At 70.8% G+C, this 15,963-nt stretch carries 11 protein-coding genes; 6 read left to right on the forward strand and 5 right to left on the reverse strand.

What is annotated here, in order from left to right:
- Nucleotides 1-216 precede the first annotated feature (216 nt).
- Nucleotides 217-1,818 carry a peptidoglycan DD-metalloendopeptidase family protein gene (locus AB0N66_RS21065; protein WP_365437071.1) on the reverse strand — a complete coding sequence of 534 codons (1,602 nt, stop codon included), beginning with the start codon at nt 1,816-1,818 and terminating at the stop codon, nt 217-219.
- A 264-nt stretch (nt 1,819-2,082) separates the two neighbouring features.
- Nucleotides 2,083-2,946, reverse strand: coding sequence for an alpha/beta fold hydrolase (locus tag AB0N66_RS21070; RefSeq protein ID WP_365437074.1), 864 nt, complete (start codon nt 2,944-2,946; stop codon nt 2,083-2,085).
- Nucleotides 2,947-3,711: 765 nt separating this feature from the next.
- Between AB0N66_RS21070 and AB0N66_RS21075 the strand changes: the two genes are divergently transcribed.
- The gene (locus AB0N66_RS21075) at nt 3,712-4,128 is read left to right on the forward strand and encodes a cobalamin B12-binding domain-containing protein (RefSeq protein WP_365437076.1); all 417 of its coding nucleotides are present in this window, start codon (nt 3,712-3,714) and stop codon (nt 4,126-4,128) included.
- Nucleotides 4,129-4,650: 522 nt separating this feature from the next.
- Here AB0N66_RS21075 and AB0N66_RS21080 read toward each other — a convergent pair.
- Entirely contained in the window at nt 4,651-6,282 is a 1,632-nt protein-coding gene (locus tag AB0N66_RS21080; RefSeq protein WP_365437079.1) for a DUF5691 domain-containing protein, read from the reverse strand.
- Nucleotides 6,283-6,313: 31 nt separating this feature from the next.
- Nucleotides 6,314-7,702 carry an SWIM zinc finger family protein gene (locus AB0N66_RS21085; protein WP_365437082.1) on the reverse strand — a complete coding sequence of 463 codons (1,389 nt, stop codon included), beginning with the start codon at nt 7,700-7,702 and terminating at the stop codon, nt 6,314-6,316.
- A gap of 158 nt (nt 7,703-7,860) precedes the next feature.
- Between AB0N66_RS21085 and AB0N66_RS21090 the strand changes: the two genes are divergently transcribed.
- From AB0N66_RS21090 to AB0N66_RS21100, 3 genes are all read left to right on the forward strand, one after another.
- On the forward strand, nt 7,861-9,012 hold the full coding sequence (locus AB0N66_RS21090; RefSeq protein ID WP_365437085.1) for an AAA family ATPase: 1,152 nt from the start codon (nt 7,861-7,863) through the stop codon (nt 9,010-9,012).
- On the forward strand, nt 9,009-11,642 hold the full coding sequence (locus AB0N66_RS21095) for a DUF5682 family protein (protein WP_365437088.1): 2,634 nt from the start codon (nt 9,009-9,011) through the stop codon (nt 11,640-11,642). Before AB0N66_RS21090 ends, AB0N66_RS21095 begins: the two co-directional genes overlap by 4 nt.
- Nucleotides 11,643-11,713: 71 nt before the next feature.
- Entirely contained in the window at nt 11,714-12,892 is a 1,179-nt protein-coding gene (locus AB0N66_RS21100; RefSeq protein WP_365437510.1) for a VWA domain-containing protein, read from the forward strand.
- Between the two features lie 412 nt (nt 12,893-13,304).
- Here AB0N66_RS21100 and AB0N66_RS21105 read toward each other — a convergent pair whose 3' ends face one another.
- Nucleotides 13,305-13,427 (reverse strand): hypothetical protein, encoded by a 123-nt coding sequence (locus AB0N66_RS21105; RefSeq protein ID WP_365437091.1) that lies wholly within the window; start codon nt 13,425-13,427, stop codon nt 13,305-13,307.
- 4 nt (nt 13,428-13,431) lie between these two features.
- Between AB0N66_RS21105 and AB0N66_RS21110 the strand changes: the two genes are divergently transcribed.
- Nucleotides 13,432-14,190, forward strand: coding sequence for a hypothetical protein (locus AB0N66_RS21110; RefSeq protein ID WP_365437094.1), 759 nt, complete (start codon nt 13,432-13,434; stop codon nt 14,188-14,190).
- A gap of 592 nt (nt 14,191-14,782) precedes the next feature.
- Nucleotides 14,783-15,961 carry an ADP-forming succinate--CoA ligase subunit beta gene (gene sucC / locus AB0N66_RS21115; RefSeq protein ID WP_365437097.1) on the forward strand — a complete coding sequence of 393 codons (1,179 nt, stop codon included), beginning with the start codon at nt 14,783-14,785 and terminating at the stop codon, nt 15,959-15,961.
- Nucleotides 15,962-15,963: the final 2 nt, after the last annotated feature.

The following is a 15,963-nucleotide window of genomic DNA, read 5'->3' on the forward strand; positions in this document are numbered from 1 at the left end:
CTACGGGATCCGCCGGTTACGGCGGGGCCAGGCGGGGTCTGGTGAGGCAGGGCGAGTTCGGGCGAAGGCCTGGTGGGTTACGTCGGGTCCAGGCCGGGGGTCTGATGAGGTAGGGCGGGCCCGGGCGGGGGCTAATCGGCTACGGGATCCGCCGGTTACGGCGGGGCCAGGCGGGGTCTGGTGAGGCAGGGCGAGTTCGGGCGAAGGCCTGGTGGGTTACGTCGGGTCCAGGCCGTGGCTGCGCAGCCACGGCAGCGGGTCGATCGCCGAGCCGCCTGCCGGGCGGACCTCGAAGTGCAGGTGCGGGCCGGTGGAGTTGCCGGAGTTCCCGGAGTTCGCGATCGGGTCACCGGCCTTCACGGTCGTGCCGGACGCGACCTGGTAGCTGGAGAGGTGGCAGTACCACGTCTCCGTGCCGTCCTTCGCGGTCACGATCATCATGTTGCCGTACGCGCTGTTCCACTGCGTCCGGACGGTCCCGTCGGTCGCGGCCATCACCGTCGTGCCGTACGGCACCGGGAAGTCGATGCCCGTGTGGATCGACATCCAGTTGACGCCCGCCTGGCCGAAGTAGGCGCTGAGCCCGTGCTGCGCCACCGGCAGCGCGAACTTCGGACGCAGCCGCTCCTTGGTCGCGGCAGCCTCCGCCGCCTTCTTCCGCTCGGCTTCCTGCTCTGCCTCGAGGTCGATACGTTCCTGCGTGCGGCTCGCCCGGTCGGCGAAGTCGTCGGCGCCCGCGGAGAGACTCTCAAGCTGAGTGTCCAGTTTGTTGTTCGCGGTGGACGGCTGCACCGCGGTCGCGTCGGACGCGCTGAGTGTCGTGTTCTTGGTCTCGTCCCCGTCGACGCTCACCACCGAGGCGGCGGCGATCCCCGCGACCCCCATCACACAGGCCGAGGGAACGGCCACGGTCAGCAGCGCGGAACGCTTCGCGGGGCTACGGCGACGGGAGCGGGCGGCGGACCGCGACACGGGCCGCGTGCGCGGGGCCGGGGTCACTTCTTCCATGTCGTCGAGCAGCAGCGGCGCCTCGGGCTCATCGCGCGTGTCGCGACTGTCGGCCGGGCTCTCGAACTCGTCCTCCGCGGCGGCGGGTTGCTCGTACGGGACCTGCTCGAAGGTCGAGGTCGCCTGCTGGTCGAGGGGCTCGGGCTGCTGCTGATGCTCGTAGGACTCGGGCTGCGGGTGTTCGTGTTCGTACGCGTCGTGTCCACCGGCGCTGTTCCACTGCGTGGCGTCGTACGCGCCCGTGTCCTGGGTGGGTGCGCTCCACTGCTGGGTCTGGTCGGCCGGCTGCTCGGGATGGAGCCAGGCGTTCGCGTCCCACTGGCCCGAGGCGTCCGCGTTCGGATGCTGCGCGGGCATATCGGTGAGCTGCTGGTAACCGGCCGCCCAGGCGGTCGTTTCGTAGCTGCCGGTGTCGTACGCGGCCTGGTGCTGCGCCGCGTACGGGTCGTAGTTGAGCGTCTGGTGGCTGCCGGTGCTGCCGGTGCTGCCGGTATTCAGTGTTTGGTGGCTGCCCGTGCCGCCAGTGCTCCATTGCGTGGCGTCGTACGAATCCGTGCCGTCGCCCGGCATGTCGCCGAAGAGGGGATCGGTCGCGAAGCTCGCCGTTTCGAAGGCCGGCGTTTCGAAGTGCCCTGTCGCATACGTGGCGTTGGCGCCTGTTTCAAAACCAGGTGCGGGGTAACTGTTGTCGTACGTGGTGAAGTCGCCGTACTGGGCTTCCTGCCCGCCGTACGACGCGTAGTGCGTCGACGCGGCATCGGAAGCCGGGGCCGGGGGAGTGGCAATCCCCGACGGAGGACGGTCGTTCACCAACTTCTCTTTCGCCGACAACAGGGGCTGGCAGAGCAGTGCGGTGACTGTACCCGGCAGTACGCGGGCGCGACAATCTTCCGCAGGTTTCCCCCTCGCAGGAAACGGGCATTCGGCGGTGTTTCGGGGGACTGCGGGCACGGCCTTGGCCTGGCGTTCGAGCGGCGTTCGATTGCTGACGGCTGTCCGGTCGCTGTCAGGCAGCTCTTGGCCCGCTCTCGGCTCGCTCTCAGCGGGCTCTACGGGGCGGCTGTCGCGATGCCATCAGGCGACTGTCAGGCCCTCACTGGTGGGGGTGGCGGCATGGGCCATCGGTTCCTCGGTGTCGAGTGCCTGCCGTATGCCGGCCGCGACGGCGGGATGTACGGGCAGGGCGAGGTGTCCGACACCGCTCACCCGGACGTTCTGCGCGAGCAGGTCGGGGTGGTCGACGCATGCCGTCTCCAGCGGGTCCATCAGCTGGTCGAGGTCGCTCCAGAAGCTCACGAAACGCGTACGACAGCCCGGCGCGGGCATGCGCAGTTCCTCGATCACCTCGGAGCCCGGGCGCATCTGACGGACGATCGGGTGCGCGTTCATCAACGGGACCACGCGGGTGCCCGAGTGCGGTGTGCCGAGCGTGACGAGGGTCCGTACGTGCGCGTCACCGCCGAGGCGCTGCACGTAGTAACGCGCGATCAGTCCACCGAGGCTGTGCCCGACGATGTCCACGCGGTCCTGACCGGTGCGCTCGCAGATCTCCTCTATATGCCGGCCGAGCAGCTCCGCGGCGGGGCGGATGTCGCAGGTCAGCGGCGAGTAGTTGAGCGATTCGATGTGCTGCCTGCCGTGTTGGGCGAGGTTGCGGCGCAGCAGGACGAAGACCGAGCGGTTGTCGATGAAGCCGTGGAGGAGGACGACGGGGGGTTTGGCCTCCGTGGGCAGCCGGGGGGTGTCCGGTGAGGGGGGCGTCGGGGCGGCGCGGCGCTCCTGGGTCATGCCCGAGGGGTAGAGGAGGAGGTGCCCGGCGAGGATCGCGATCTCCAGGGCCGTCGCCTTCAGGAGGACCAACGAGAGTCCTGCCAGTCTGCTTGGAAACAGGCGCTGGCAGAGCGGAAGAAGGGGCAACGCTGCCCTGGTGACCTTCATGGCCGACCTCCTGTCGGCACGCGGGGGACGGCTCTGTCCCCCGTGTGCACTCGTGGAGCGTCGCGTATGCGGGTGGCGGCTCGGTCGACGTCGGCTCGACGCCGGGTCGAGGCCGGGTCGAGGCCGGGCCGAGGCCTGTTCGACGCCGGGCCGGGTTCGGCTCGGCGGTCGTTCGGCCGGTGTCGGTGGTGTCGCGACGGTGCGTCTGTGGCGCGTGGGGCGCCGGTGACGCGACGGGGGTCCGTTCCGTCGGGGTGACTTGGGTTCCTGCCGTCGCCCTCTGTGCGACGGTGGGCTCCTCCGGTGTGCGGCGGGGTCCTCGGTCCTGGTCGTCCTCGTACGGGTCTGGCTCCCCGCTGTCGTGCCATCGCCGATGTGCCCCACCACCGCGGTGTCCCGCTGACGACGCCGTGGTGTGGCCACCTGATAGCGGCTCTCCTTGCGCAGGCTCCGGCTGTGATCCATGCGCCGCGGGTCCATGCGGTGCGTGTGCCGCAGGAACCCGGAGCGGTGCGCGGCGAACTTGTCCCACGTGTGATTTCCCCCTCGGTATCCACCGCGAAACTGCCGGTTGCGGGATGCTGGGGATAACGTTCGTTCACTTCTTCGGCCGGGGTCGGCCGGGGCGGTGCGGGGTGGCTGTGCCGCGGTCGTGTTTCTGGTGTGCGGCTGGTGCGGGCATGGTGCACTGAGTGACGGATTGTGCGATATCTGTCGGTGTGTGTTGGTGCAGGTTGTTGGCGTAGTCGGTTCATGGAGGCAGTGATGGGTGTGGCAGCCGGTCCGATCCGCGTGGTGGTGGCCAAGCCGGGGCTCGACGGCCACGATCGCGGGGCAAAGGTGATCGCGCGGGCGCTGCGTGACGCTGGTATGGAGGTCATCTACACCGGGCTCCATCAGACTCCTGAGCAGATCGTCGACACCGCGATCCAGGAGGACGCCGACGCGATCGGCCTCTCGATCTTGTCCGGCGCCCACAACACGCTGTTCTCAGCCGTCATCGACCTCTTGAAGGAGCGCGACGCGGAGGACATCAAGGTCTTCGGCGGCGGCATCATTCCCGAGGCGGACATTGCTCCGCTCAAGGAGAAGGGGGTCGCGGAGATCTTTACGCCGGGGGCGACCACTGGGGCGATCGTGGACTGGGTGCGGGCGAATGTTCGGCAGCCGGCCGGAGCGTAGTTCTGGCGGGGGCGCCTTGTGTGTCGGGTGCGTGCCGCTGTCCGGGTTGTGGGTGGGTCGGGGGCGTGCCGGTACGTCCCGCCCGTCGCCGCCGGATCAGGCGTTGGGCAGGATGCGACGGGTCCGGTGACGCGAACGTACGCGACGGGCATGTGGACGTACCGGCACGCCCCCTTCCGTGGTCTTTCGGCTGCGGGCCGCGCAGTAGCGCCTTCCGGCTCCGGCGGGGAGGGCTCCTCAACTCCGGCCGGGGAGCGCTCTTCACCTCCGGCTGGGCGGTCTTCGGCTCGGCCACCGGTCTTCGGCCAGGCGGGGCGTTCGAGGGCGGGGTGCCGTCGGCCCGATCCCCCACCCACCCGCGCTCCCACTCTCACCCACCCTTGGTGGCTGCACTCTTCAGCTCCGGCCAGGCAGTCTCAGCCCGTCCGGCGTTTGAGGACGAGGCCGTTCAGGCCGATTGGGTCTGGGGGCGGCAGCCCCAGGTACGGGTTGGGTAGGGGCGGAGGGGGCGAGGAAACTCCTTTACGTCGGGGTGGGTGGGGTGAGTTCTCTGGTCATCGTGGCGCGTAGGCGCAGGGTGGTGACGAGGCGTTGGAAGGCCTCGGACCAGTAGCCGCCGGCGCCTGGGGCGGCGTGTTCCGGCTCGTCGGGGACGCCCGTCAGCGCTTCGAGCCGTACGGCCTCCGCAGGGTCGAGGCAACGCTCAGCCAGCCCCATGACCCCACTGAAGCTCCAGGGGTAACTCCCCGCGTCCCGCGCGATATTGAGCGCGTCTACCACCGCCCGCCCCAACGGCCCCGCCCAGGGCACCGCACACACCCCGAGCAACTGAAACGCCTCGGACAACCCGTGCGTGCCGATGAACCCGGCCACCCACTCGGCCCGCTCGGCGGAGCCCAGCGTGGCGAGGAGTTTCGAGCGCTCCGCCAGAGACACCGCGCCCGGTCCCCCGGCCTCCGGGGCGGAAGGCGCCCCGAGGAGTGCCCTGGACCACCCAGGATCCCGCTGGCGCACCGCGGCCCGGCACCAGGCGGCATGCAGCTCTCCCTGCCAGTCGTCCGCCACGGGCAGGGCGACGATGTCCTCCGGTGTACGTCCGCCCAGTCGTCGCGGCCAGGTCGCGAGCGGCGTCGCCTCGACCAACTGGCCCAGCCACCAGGACCGTTCACCTCGACCGGCGGGAGCCTTCGGCACCACACCGTCCCGCTCCATGCTCGGGTCGCACTCGTGCGGTGCCTCGACCACGATCGTGGGGGTGCCCCGGGTGCGGTCGACGGCCACGCACGAACCCGCTCTGGCCGCCATCCGCGCGGCGAGCGCCGATTCCGGTAGTGCGGACAGCAACTCCGCCGCCGTCGCACGTACGTTGCGGCTACGGTCGGCGAGCGCCCGTTCCAGGAAAGGCTCGTCGGCCGCGCCCAGCTTCGACCGCAGTGAGTCGAGGAACATCAGGCGGTCCTCGGCCCGCTCGGTTGCCCATGTCGTGGCGAGCAGTTCGCGTGCGGCCGCGGGTTGTCGGGTCCGTATCGCCGTGAGCAGCGCGACCCGCTCGGCGAACAGGCCTTCCTGCCAGAGCTGTTGTATGTGCTCAGGTTCAGTGGGGTCCGGGAGCGCCGTACCGCCGCCCGGAATGGAGCGCAGTGCGAAGCGCCAGTCCGGGTTCAGCCTTGCCAGCCACAGGGCGCGTGGCCCGGCGAAGGTCAGTGCGGCCGGGCGTAGATCCGTACGGCCCCGGGCCGCGTCGAGGAGCGCGGGCAGGGCTTGCGGGGGTGCCGCGAAGCCGCGCGCGTTGGCCAGGGCGAGCCACTGCGGCAGCAGTTCCATGAGGTCCGGTGCCGCTCCTCTGCGGCCGCCGCCTCCGGTGCCGGGCCGGTCCGTCAGCAACAGGGTGAGTCTGTGCGCCGCGGCGGGCGGCAGGGGCGGGCGTGGATCCGGCGCCGTTCGTTCCGGCCGGGTTGCCGCCCGCGTCGGCCGCACCCCGGCCCGCCGCCGCAACGTCTCCACGGCGGCCGCGTCCAGCAAGACCATCGGTGCGTCCTGCCCCGGCCCGCACCCTGGAGGCGTACGCCGCTCGGTCCCGAGCAGCGCCACGGTGACGAGGTCCTCCCAGGAGTCCCCAGCGGGTGCGCCCGCGGAAACAGAGGTCGTGTTCATGAGCGTCGGCATCCTTTCCGTACGGAGGTGGTCAGCACAGCGGCACCGCCTCCCCCGGGCCCTCCGGCCAGGCCGTCAGCGGAGTGAAGCCGTGGTGGCCGCACTCGCCGAAAACGGTGAGGGGAGCGCCGCCGGAGAGGGCGGCGAGGCGCCACAGACCGGGGAGGGAGCGGAGCGCCGGGGTGATGGGCAGGGCCAGGTCACCGTCGGCATCGGCCAGTTGCCAGCGTGCTGGGGCTGCGGCTGAGGCTGAGGTTGTGCCGCCGTCCGGAGTCGGTATGACCCGGTCCAGGGTGACGGGGTAGGAGTCGAGCCAGGGATCTGCTCGCAGGGCCTCGCCGTAGTGGGCCGCCGCCTGGGTTGTTGAGACTCCTGGTGGCCGTGTCGTGGTGGGGGTTGGTGGTGTGAACCTTTCGCCCAGCGCCGCTCGCAATTGCCCGGCGCCGGCGTACGCGGACAGCTCCGCCTCGAAGGCCAGCCCGACGGGCAGAGCCAGTTCCGGTGCGCGGCCTGCGGCTCCGTAGGAGAGGAGCAGGGCGGTGCGGCCGGACTCCGATCCGTGCAGCCAGATCCGGCGTGTGGTGAGACGGCTGTCCGCCGTGTCGTACTGGGCGAGGACCAGCCAGTGGTCGCGCACCGGTGGGCCGTCGGCCGAGCCGGGCAGCCCGATCCGCGAACGGACCGTCGTGGCAAGGCCGTCCGGCAGTCGCTCGCGCCGCAGCCAGCCCTGGTCGAGAAGGTGGAGCAGCGCGCACTCCTCCAGGAGCCGCACCGGCCAGCCCGGGCCGGACGACGGGATTGATCCCAACTCCCGCACCCGCGCGGCCAGTCCAGGTGCCTGCGCGTCGACCATCCGGGCCGCTGTCTCCTCCCACAGCCCGTACCCCGACTGCTCGGCTCCGGCCAGACCGCCCCGCAGCAGATCCGCCAACCGCTGCTCCAACTCCGCCGCGCCCGCGGTGACCCGCTCGGCCCGCCGCTCCGCCCGGCGCCGCGCTCCCTCCGGATCACCCGACGAGGCCGTCCCAGATGCCCCGCCCGTCGTCGTCGCCTTCTCCGCCGCGCGCTGTCGTCTCCCCTCTATCCACTGCTCCGCCCAGTCCGGCGCGGGCCCCCGCGGCACCGTGCCCTCCTCGCCCGCCCAGAGCAGCAGCAGCCCGAGAGCGTGCTTGCACGGGAACTTGCGGCTGGGGCAACTGCACTTGTACGCGGGCCCGGTGGAGTCCGCGATATCGATGACCGTCTGATACGGCTTGCTGCCACTTCCCGCGCACAGTCCCCATACCGTCCCCTCGTCAGAACTGCCTGCCTCCGACCACGGCCCGGTCGCGCCGAGCTTGCTTCCCGCTTTGCGTGACGCTGCGTCAGGCGCCAGTGCCAGCACCTGATCCGCAGTCCAGCGCACCCCCTGCTGAGTCATGTCATCGAAGGTAGGTCCCACCACTGACAATCGACTCTCGCGAGTGCGTTTGTGCAGCTCAGATCGCATTGTCAGTGGCGTGGTGCACGGTGGAACCAGTCCGAACCGGCCGATCGAACCAACCGATCGAACCGGCCGAGCTGGAGGGGGACCTAGCCATGTCTGTGTCCGTTGAGCCGAGTGAGTCGACGTCCGTCAATCCGCCCGTGGGAGCGGCCCCGCACAACGCGGGTGAGGTGTTGCGGCCACACGCCGAGGACGCCTTCGCCGCCGAACTCGCCGCGCTGGCCGCTCAGGACGACCGGCCCCGACCGGCCCGCTGGAGGCTCTCGCCGTGGGCCGTGGCGACGTATCTGCAAGGTGGCACGCTGCCGGACGGCACGGTGATCACACCCAAGTACGTGGGTCCGCGCCGCATCGTCGAGGTCGCTGTCACCACGCTCGCCACCGACCGTGCGCTGCTCCTGCTCGGAGTGCCCGGCACCGCGAAGACCTGGGTGTCCGAGCATCTGGCCGCGGCGGTCAGCGGCGACTCCACGTTGCTCGTGCAGGGCACGGCCGGCACGCCGGAGGAGGCGATCCGGTACGGCTGGAACTACGCGGAGTTGCTCGCGCACGGGCCGAGCCGGGCCGCCCTGGTGCCGAGCCCGGTCATGCGCGCCATGGCGGAAGGGATGACGGCGCGGATCGAGGAGCTGACCCGTATCCCCGCCGATGTGCAGGACACCCTCATCACGATCCTGTCGGAAAAGACGCTGCCGATACCGGAATTGGGCTCGGAGGTGCAGGCCGTCCGCGGCTTCAACGTGATCGCCACGGCCAACGACCGCGACCGCGGGGTCAACGAACTGTCGAGCGCGCTGCGCCGCCGCTTCAACACGGTCGTGCTGCCCCTGCCGGAGAGCGCCGACGCCGAGGTGGACATCGTCTCGCGCCGCGTCGACCAGCTCGGCCGCTCCCTCGACCTGCCCGCCGCGCCCGACGGCATCGACGAGATCCGCCGTGTCGTCACCGTCTTCCGCGAGCTGCGCGACGGAGTCACGGCCGACGGGCGTACGAAGCTGAAGTCACCCAGCGGCACGCTGTCCACCGCCGAGGCGATCTCCGTCGTCACCAACGGTCTTGCGCTGGCGGCTCACTTCGGGGACGGCGTCCTGCGGGCGAGTGACGTCGCCGCCGGCATCCTCGGCGCCGTCGTCCGCGACCCGGCGGCCGACCGTGTCATCTGGCAGGAGTACCTGGAGGCGGTCGTCCGCGAGCGGGACGGCTGGAAGGACTTCTACCGAGCCTGCCGGGAGGTGAGCGTATGAGTGGAGTTCAGGGGGAGGGCGCCGGGCACGTCGACACCGAGAGGGATCGTGTGACGGACATCGACAGGCGGCCGCAGGGGGGAGGCGCACCCGGCCGGGGGCCGCTGCTGCTCGGCGTGCGGCATCACGGGCCGGGATCCGCGCGGGCTGTGCGGGCCGCACTCGAGGCGGCGGCTCCCCGGGTCGTTTTGATCGAGGGGCCCCCGGAGGCCGACGATCTCATCCCGCTCGCCGCCGACCAGGACATGCGGCCCCCGGTCGCACTCCTCGCCCATGTCGTGGACGAGCCCGGTCGCTCGGCCTTCTGGCCACTGGCCGAGTTCTCCCCCGAGTGGGTGGCGATCCGTTGGGCGCTGGATCACGGGGTTCCGGCCCGGTTCATCGACCTTCCGGCGACCCACACGCTGGCCTGGGGGCAAGAAGAGGTCACCTCGAAGGAGGACGGGGAGGAGCTCCCCTCGGAAGCCGTCCGCGTCGACCCCCTCGCCGTGCTGGCCGAGACCGCCGGTTATGACGATCCCGAGCGGTGGTGGGAGGACGTCGTCGAGCACCGGGACGGGGCGGGAGGCGATCCCTTCGCGCCGTTCGCCGTGCTCGGGGAGGCGATGGGGGCGCTGCGGGAGGCGTACGGAGTCGGTGGGCACGAGCGGGATCTCCTGCGCGAGGCGTACATGCGGCTTCAGGTGCGGTCGGCGCAGCGGGAGTTCGGAGACGAGGTGGCCGTGGTGTGCGGGGCCTGGCATGTCCCGGCGCTGCGGGAGAAGACCACCGCCGGCGCCGACCGGGCGCTGCTCAAGGGGCTGCCAAAGGCCAAGGCCGACATGACATGGGTGCCGTGGACGCACCGTCGGCTTTCCCGAGTCAGTGGCTATGGGGCGGGCATCGACTCGCCGGGATGGTACGGGCATCTGTTCGGCGCCCTCGACCGCCCGGTCGAGCGCTGGATGACGAAGGTCGCCCGGCTGCTGCGCGACGAGGACCGGATGGTCTCGTCCGCGCACGTCATCGAGGCGGTGCGGCTGGCCGACACGCTCGCCGCGATGCGCGGCCGCCCGCTGCCGGGGCTGACCGAGACCACCGATGCCGTACGGGCCGTGATGTGCGAGGGCTCGGACGTGCCGTTGGCACTCGTGCGGGACCGGCTCGTGGTCGGGGACGTGATGGGGGAGGTGCCGGAATCCGCACCTGCGGTGCCGTTGCAGCGCGACCTCGCGCGGCTTCAGCGGAGGCTGCGGCTCAAACCGGAGGCGCCGGAGCGGGAGTTGGAGCTCGACCTGCGCAAGGAGACCGACGCCGGGCGGAGCAGACTCCTGCACCGGCTGCGGCTGCTGGCCATCAGCTGGGCCGAGCCCGTCGCGTCGCGCGGCAGCACCGGAACCTTCCGCGAGAGCTGGCGGTTGCGCTGGGAGCCTGAGCTGTCCGTGCGGGTCGCCGAGGCCGGGGTGTGGGGGACCACCGTTCTCTCCGCGGCGACCGCCAAGGCCGACGCGGACGCCATCGGCGCGAGCTCCCTGGCCGATGTCACGGCACTCGCCGAGCGCTGCCTCCTCGCCGAACTCCCGGACGCGCTGCCCGTGGTCATGCGGGTCCTCGCCGACCGGGCGGCCCTCGACGCCGATGTCGGACACCTCGCCCAGGCCCTGCCCGCACTGGTCCGTTCCCTGCGCTACGGCGACGTACGCGGCACCGACACACACGCCCTCAACGACGTCGCGGCGGGCCTCGCCGAGCGGATCTTCGTAGGACTCCCGCCGGCCTGCACGGCTCTCGACGCCGAGGCCGCCGAGGAGATGCGGCGCCATGTGGACGGGGTGCAGGGGGCGGTGGGGTTGCTGGCGGAGGCGGGCGGCAGCGCGTCTTCCGACGGCAGCGCGTCTTCCGACGGCAACCCGTCTTCCGACGGCAACCCGTCTTCCGACGGCAACCCGTCTTCCGACGGCAACCCGTCATCCGACGGTGGCCCGTCGCCTGACGGCGGCTCGTCATCCGGTGGGACTGCGTCACCCGACCGGACTGCGTCACCCGACGGCAGACCGGCATCCCGCGGCATACGCGGCCGCTGGCACTCCGTGCTCAGGGTGTTGGCCGGGCGGGACACCGTGCCAGGGGTGATCCGCGGACGGGCGGTACGACTGCTGCTGGACGAGGGCGAGTTGGCGCAGGACGAGGCCGCCCGGCTCATGGGGCTTGTGCTGTCGCCCGGGACGGCGCCGGGGGACGCCGCCGCGTGGATCGAGGGGTTCGTCGGGGGTGGCTCCGGGGGCGGAATGCTGCTCCTGCACGACGAGCGGCTGCTCGGGCTGGTGGACGCATGGCTGACCGGGGTACCGGTGGATGCGTTCACCGATGTGCTGCCTTTGCTGCGGCGGACGTTCTCGGCATACGAGGCCGGAGTGCGCCGAACGTTGGGCGAGCTGATCAGGCGTGGCCCAGGGGCGAGAGGCGGCGCCATGGTCGCGGCCTCCGGGATACCCGGGTTCGCTCCCGAGCTCGACCTCGAGCGCGCGGACGCCGTACTGCCGGTGCTGCGCCTGCTGCTCGGGCTGGACGAATCCGACGGCGACAGCGACGACGCCGCAGTCGGCGACCGGGTGAGTGACGACAACGACCTTGTGGAGGTGGCCCGATGACCGTACCGATGACCGCACCGGTGGCCGCGGCCGACGTAGTCGCAGAGACCGACACGACCGACGCGACCAGCGTGGCCGGCACCACGGGCGTGACCGACGCGACCGGCGCTACGGGCGAGCGGTTGCGGCGGTGGCGGCTTGTGCTCGGGGGCGACGAGGCGGACGGCACCGGGTGCGCTCTCACCGGGCAGGACGCCGCGATGGACGGGGCGCTCGGCGCGTTGTACGGGAAAGGGGGCAAGGGGCAGGCGGGGCGGGATCGTTCGGCGGGGCTCGGGGCGTCCGCGCCGTCCGTCGCGCGCTGGCTCGGGGACATCCGGACGTACTTCCCGTCGTCCGTCGTCCAGATCATGCAGCGGGACGCCATAGACAGGCTCGGACTGTCCGCCCTTCTGCTGGAGCCCGAGATGCTGGAGGCGGTGGAGGCCGACGTCCACCTGGTGGGCACACTCCTCTCCCTCAACAAGGCGATGCCGGAGACGACCAAGGAGACCGCGCGGGCCGTCGTACGGAAGGTCGTCGAGGACCTGGAGAAGCGGCTCGCCACCCGCACCCGGGCCACGCTCACCGGCGCCCTCGACCGCAGCGCCCGGATCAGCAGGCCCCGCCACCACGACATCGACTGGAACCGCACCATCGCGGCGAACCTGAAGCACTACCTGCCCGAGTACGGCACGATCGTGCCCGAGCGGCTGATCGGCTACGGGCGCGCGTCGCAGTCCGTGAAGAAGGAGGTCATCCTCTGCATCGACCAGTCGGGGTCGATGGCGGCCTCCGTCGTCTATGCCTCCGTCTTCGGCGCCGTCCTCGCGTCCATGCGGTCCATCGCCACCCGGCTCGTCGTCTTCGACACGGCCGTCGTCGACCTCACCGACCAGCTCGACGACCCGGTCGACGTCCTCTTCGGCACGCAGCTCGGCGGCGGTACGGACATCAACAGGGCGCTCGCGTACTGCCAGTCGCAGATCACCCGGCCCGCCGACACGGTCGTCGTGCTCATCAGCGACCTCTACGAAGGGGGGATACGGAACGAGATGCTCAAGCGGGTCGCGGCGATGAAGGCGTCGGGGGTGCAGTTCGTGACGCTGCTCGCGCTGTCCGACGAGGGGGCACCGGCGTACGACCGTGAGCACGCGGCGGCTCTCGCGGCGCTGGGCGCGCCGGCGTTCGCCTGCACGCCCGATCTGTTTCCCGAGGTGATGGCGGCGGCTGTCGAGAAACGTCCGTTGCCGATACCGGACACCAGGTGAGGAGTTGTGCGACCAGGAGTTGTACGACCAGGAGTTGTGAGACCGGGAGTTGTGACTCCAGGCATGAGCCGACGTGAACACTTGTGAGTGGGACCGAACTTGAAGATCCATCGGTAAGGCCGGGCGTGAACACCCGTCAGTAAGAGGGGACTTGCGTGGCCTCGGGAGCCTCGTGCGAGGATCGATGCGTCTTCGCACCCTTCATTTCGCACCCTTCACACGGAAGAGCCTCTCCCTTGGCTTTGGCAGGCGTGCTGCCCGGTGCCGCTCTGCGCGTGACGCGCCTTGCGGTCGGACGGCGTGTGCTGCAAGTGGTACTGCTGGTGGGTGGGTTGTTCGTTCTCGGGCTTCTCTTCGGTGGGCAGGCGCTCGCGGCGGACGGGAAAGTGCCGACGACTCCGACACCGGTCGTTCAGCCGGTGACGAGTTCTGTGACGAAGTCCGTGGCGAAGTCCGTGACGAGTTCGGTGGAGCAGCTCGTAAAGCCGGGCGGTTCGGCCCCTGAGGGCAGCTCGGACCCGTCGAGCACGGTCACGCCCGTGACCGATGCCCTCCGGACTCGCATCACCGGCACCGTCCAGACCCAGGTCACCGGCGCCGTCCGCGATGTCGTGCAGCCGGTCGGTGACCTGGTTGAGACGGTTACCGGCGAGCTGATCGAAGCCCTGACTGAGTCTCTGACCGATGCTCTGACCGATGCCCTGACCGAAGTCCCCGGCGACGTCCCGGGGGAAGTGCCGCCGTCCCTGCCTGGTCTGCCGACGCTCCCTGGCGGAGGTGGCCCGACTCCGCCCGCCGCCGGTTCGCCTTCGCCGCAGTCGGGCGGGGCGGCGGAAGACGCGTCGGGTACGGCTGACGAGGGCGAAAAGGGACAGCGGCAGGCTGTCGCGGGCGCCCAGTCGGCGTACGGGCCCGACCACGTCGGCACGCGGCGGGCCGGAAGCGCCGGTGCGCCCCGGGGCGACCAAGGCGTTCGCCTCGCACAGGCACAGGCACAGGCACAGGCACAGGCACAGGCACAGGCACAGGCACAGGCACAGGCACAGGCACAGGCACAGGCACACGCACACGCGCTCGCACACGCGCCCGCCCCCGCGCACCAAGCGCCCCCCGGCGACCCGACCGGCGTGCCTGCCCAACAGTCGGCGGCCGACAACGGCGGCCCGCGACACGGTGACGCGCATGCCGTCACTCCTCACCACCTGGTGCCGCTGCGGCTCGTGCCCGGCGCGTCCGCGGCCGTGACTGTGGCCGAGACCCGGGACAGGTTCCGGGACATTCCCGTTTTCCCCGGCTAGACAGCCCCTCCTGCTCAGCTCGTTTGACGAGCGGTACAGGTCTGCCCGCTGTCCGGGCCCCATCTGATCACCGGGCGGAGGCAGCAGCCGCCGCCGTGCACGGAGCGCTCCCTTTCTGCGCTCTCCGCTCTCGCCCCTCCTTTCCCTCCGTACGGTGACCCCGTCGATTCTGTCGATTCCGTCGTGCGGAGGCCCTGACTCCGCGGGTCGATGAACCCGGACGGTCGAAGCCTTCGGCCCGTCCGAACCGGAAGCCCGCGGAAGGGCCGGTTGGTCCCCATTGGGGTGGGGACCAAGCGCCCTGGGCCCCCTCCCGGGCTGTTCAAGGGGCCTCACCGGGCAAACCCAGCCCGGTGAGGCCCTGCCCCAGCCCGGTGAGGCCCCGTCCCGGCCCGCTCTGTGACAGGTATCACCGCTCAGGTGTGACCTGCGATTTAGGGACCCGCGTCCGGCGGCGATAACCTGCGAGACGGACATGCCGCGCGCTCGGACATCGTGTGCGCCACCCTTGTGACAGCGGACGTCACGTTGCCCTTCGCGGCACGCCCACGCAGACAACGAACCGCGAGATCACTGATAGGGACGGACGCGCGTGGACCTGTTCGAGTACCAGGCGAGGGACCTCTTCGCCAAGCACGGTGTACCGGTGCTGGCCGGTGAAGTCATTGACACGCCTGAGGCAGCCCGCGAGGCGACCGAGCGTCTTGGCGGCAAGTCCGTCATCAAGGCGCAGGTGAAGGTCGGTGGCCGAGGCAAGGCCGGCGGCGTCAAGCTCGCCGCCACCCCGGACGAGGCCGTCGCCCGGGCGACGGACATCCTCGGCATGGACATCAAGGGCCACACGGTCCACAAGGTGATGATCGCCGAGACCGCGCCCGAGATCGTCGAGGAGTACTACGTCTCGTACCTCCTCGACCGCACCAACCGCACGTTCCTCGCCATGGCGTCCGTCCAGGGCGGCGTGGAGATCGAGGTCGTCGCGGAGGAGAACCCCGAGGCCCTCGCGAAGGTCCCGGTCGACGCCAATGAGGGCGTGAGCATCGAGAAGGCCCGCGAGATCGTCGCCCAGGCGAAGTTCCCGGCCGAGGTCGCCGAGCAGGTCGCCGAGATCCTCGTGACCCTGTGGGACACCTTCATCAAGGAGGACGCCCTCCTGGTCGAGGTCAACCCCCTCGCCAAGGTCGCCTCCGGCAAGGTCATCGCCCTCGACGGCAAGGTGTCCCTGGACGAGAACGCGGAGTTCCGCCAGCCGGACCACGCCGCGCTCGAGGACAAGGACGCGGCCAACCCGCTCGAGGCCGCAGCCAAGGCGAAGAACCTCAACTACGTCAAGCTCGACGGCGAGGTCGGCATCATCGGCAACGGCGCCGGTCTGGTCATGTCGACCCTCGATGTCGTCGCGTACGCCGGTGAGAACCACGGTGGCGTGAAGCCGGCCAACTTCCTCGACATCGGCGGCGGCGCGTCCGCGGCGGTGATGGCGAACGGCCTGGAGATCATCCTCGGCGACCCGGACGTCAAGTCCGTCTTCGTCAACGTCTTCGGTGGCATCACCGCCTGTGACGAGGTCGCCAACGGCATCGTCCAGGCCCTCCAGCTGCTCAAGGACAAGGGCGAGGAAGTCACCAAGCCCCTCGTCGTGCGCCTCGACGGCAACAACGCCGAGCTGGGTCGCAAGATCCTCTCGGACGCCAACCACCCGCTCGTGCAGCGCGTGGACACCATGGACGGCGCGGCCGACAAGGCCGCCGAGCTCGCGGCTGCGAAGTAAGG

The sequence above is a fragment of the Streptomyces sp. NPDC093544 genome, from assembly GCF_040683495.1.
In the GTDB taxonomy this organism is placed as follows: Bacteria; Actinomycetota; Actinomycetes; order Streptomycetales; family Streptomycetaceae; genus Streptomyces.

What these genes read in the sequence shown, in the direction of transcription:
- AB0N66_RS21095 (WP_365437088.1), top strand. Translation starts at nt 9,009, where the DNA reads ATGAGTGGAGTTCAGGGGGAGGGCGCCGGGCACGTCGACACCGAGAGG.
- AB0N66_RS21090 (WP_365437085.1), top strand. Translation starts at nt 7,861, where the DNA reads ATGTCTGTGTCCGTTGAGCCGAGTGAGTCGACGTCCGTCAATCCGCCC.
- AB0N66_RS21080 (WP_365437079.1), bottom strand. Translation starts at nt 6,282, where the DNA reads ATGAACACGACCTCTGTTTCCGCGGGCGCACCCGCTGGGGACTCCTGG.
- AB0N66_RS21085 (WP_365437082.1), bottom strand. Translation starts at nt 7,702, where the DNA reads ATGACTCAGCAGGGGGTGCGCTGGACTGCGGATCAGGTGCTGGCACTG.
- AB0N66_RS21070 (WP_365437074.1), bottom strand. Translation starts at nt 2,946, where the DNA reads ATGAAGGTCACCAGGGCAGCGTTGCCCCTTCTTCCGCTCTGCCAGCGC.
- AB0N66_RS21075 (WP_365437076.1), top strand. Translation starts at nt 3,712, where the DNA reads ATGGGTGTGGCAGCCGGTCCGATCCGCGTGGTGGTGGCCAAGCCGGGG.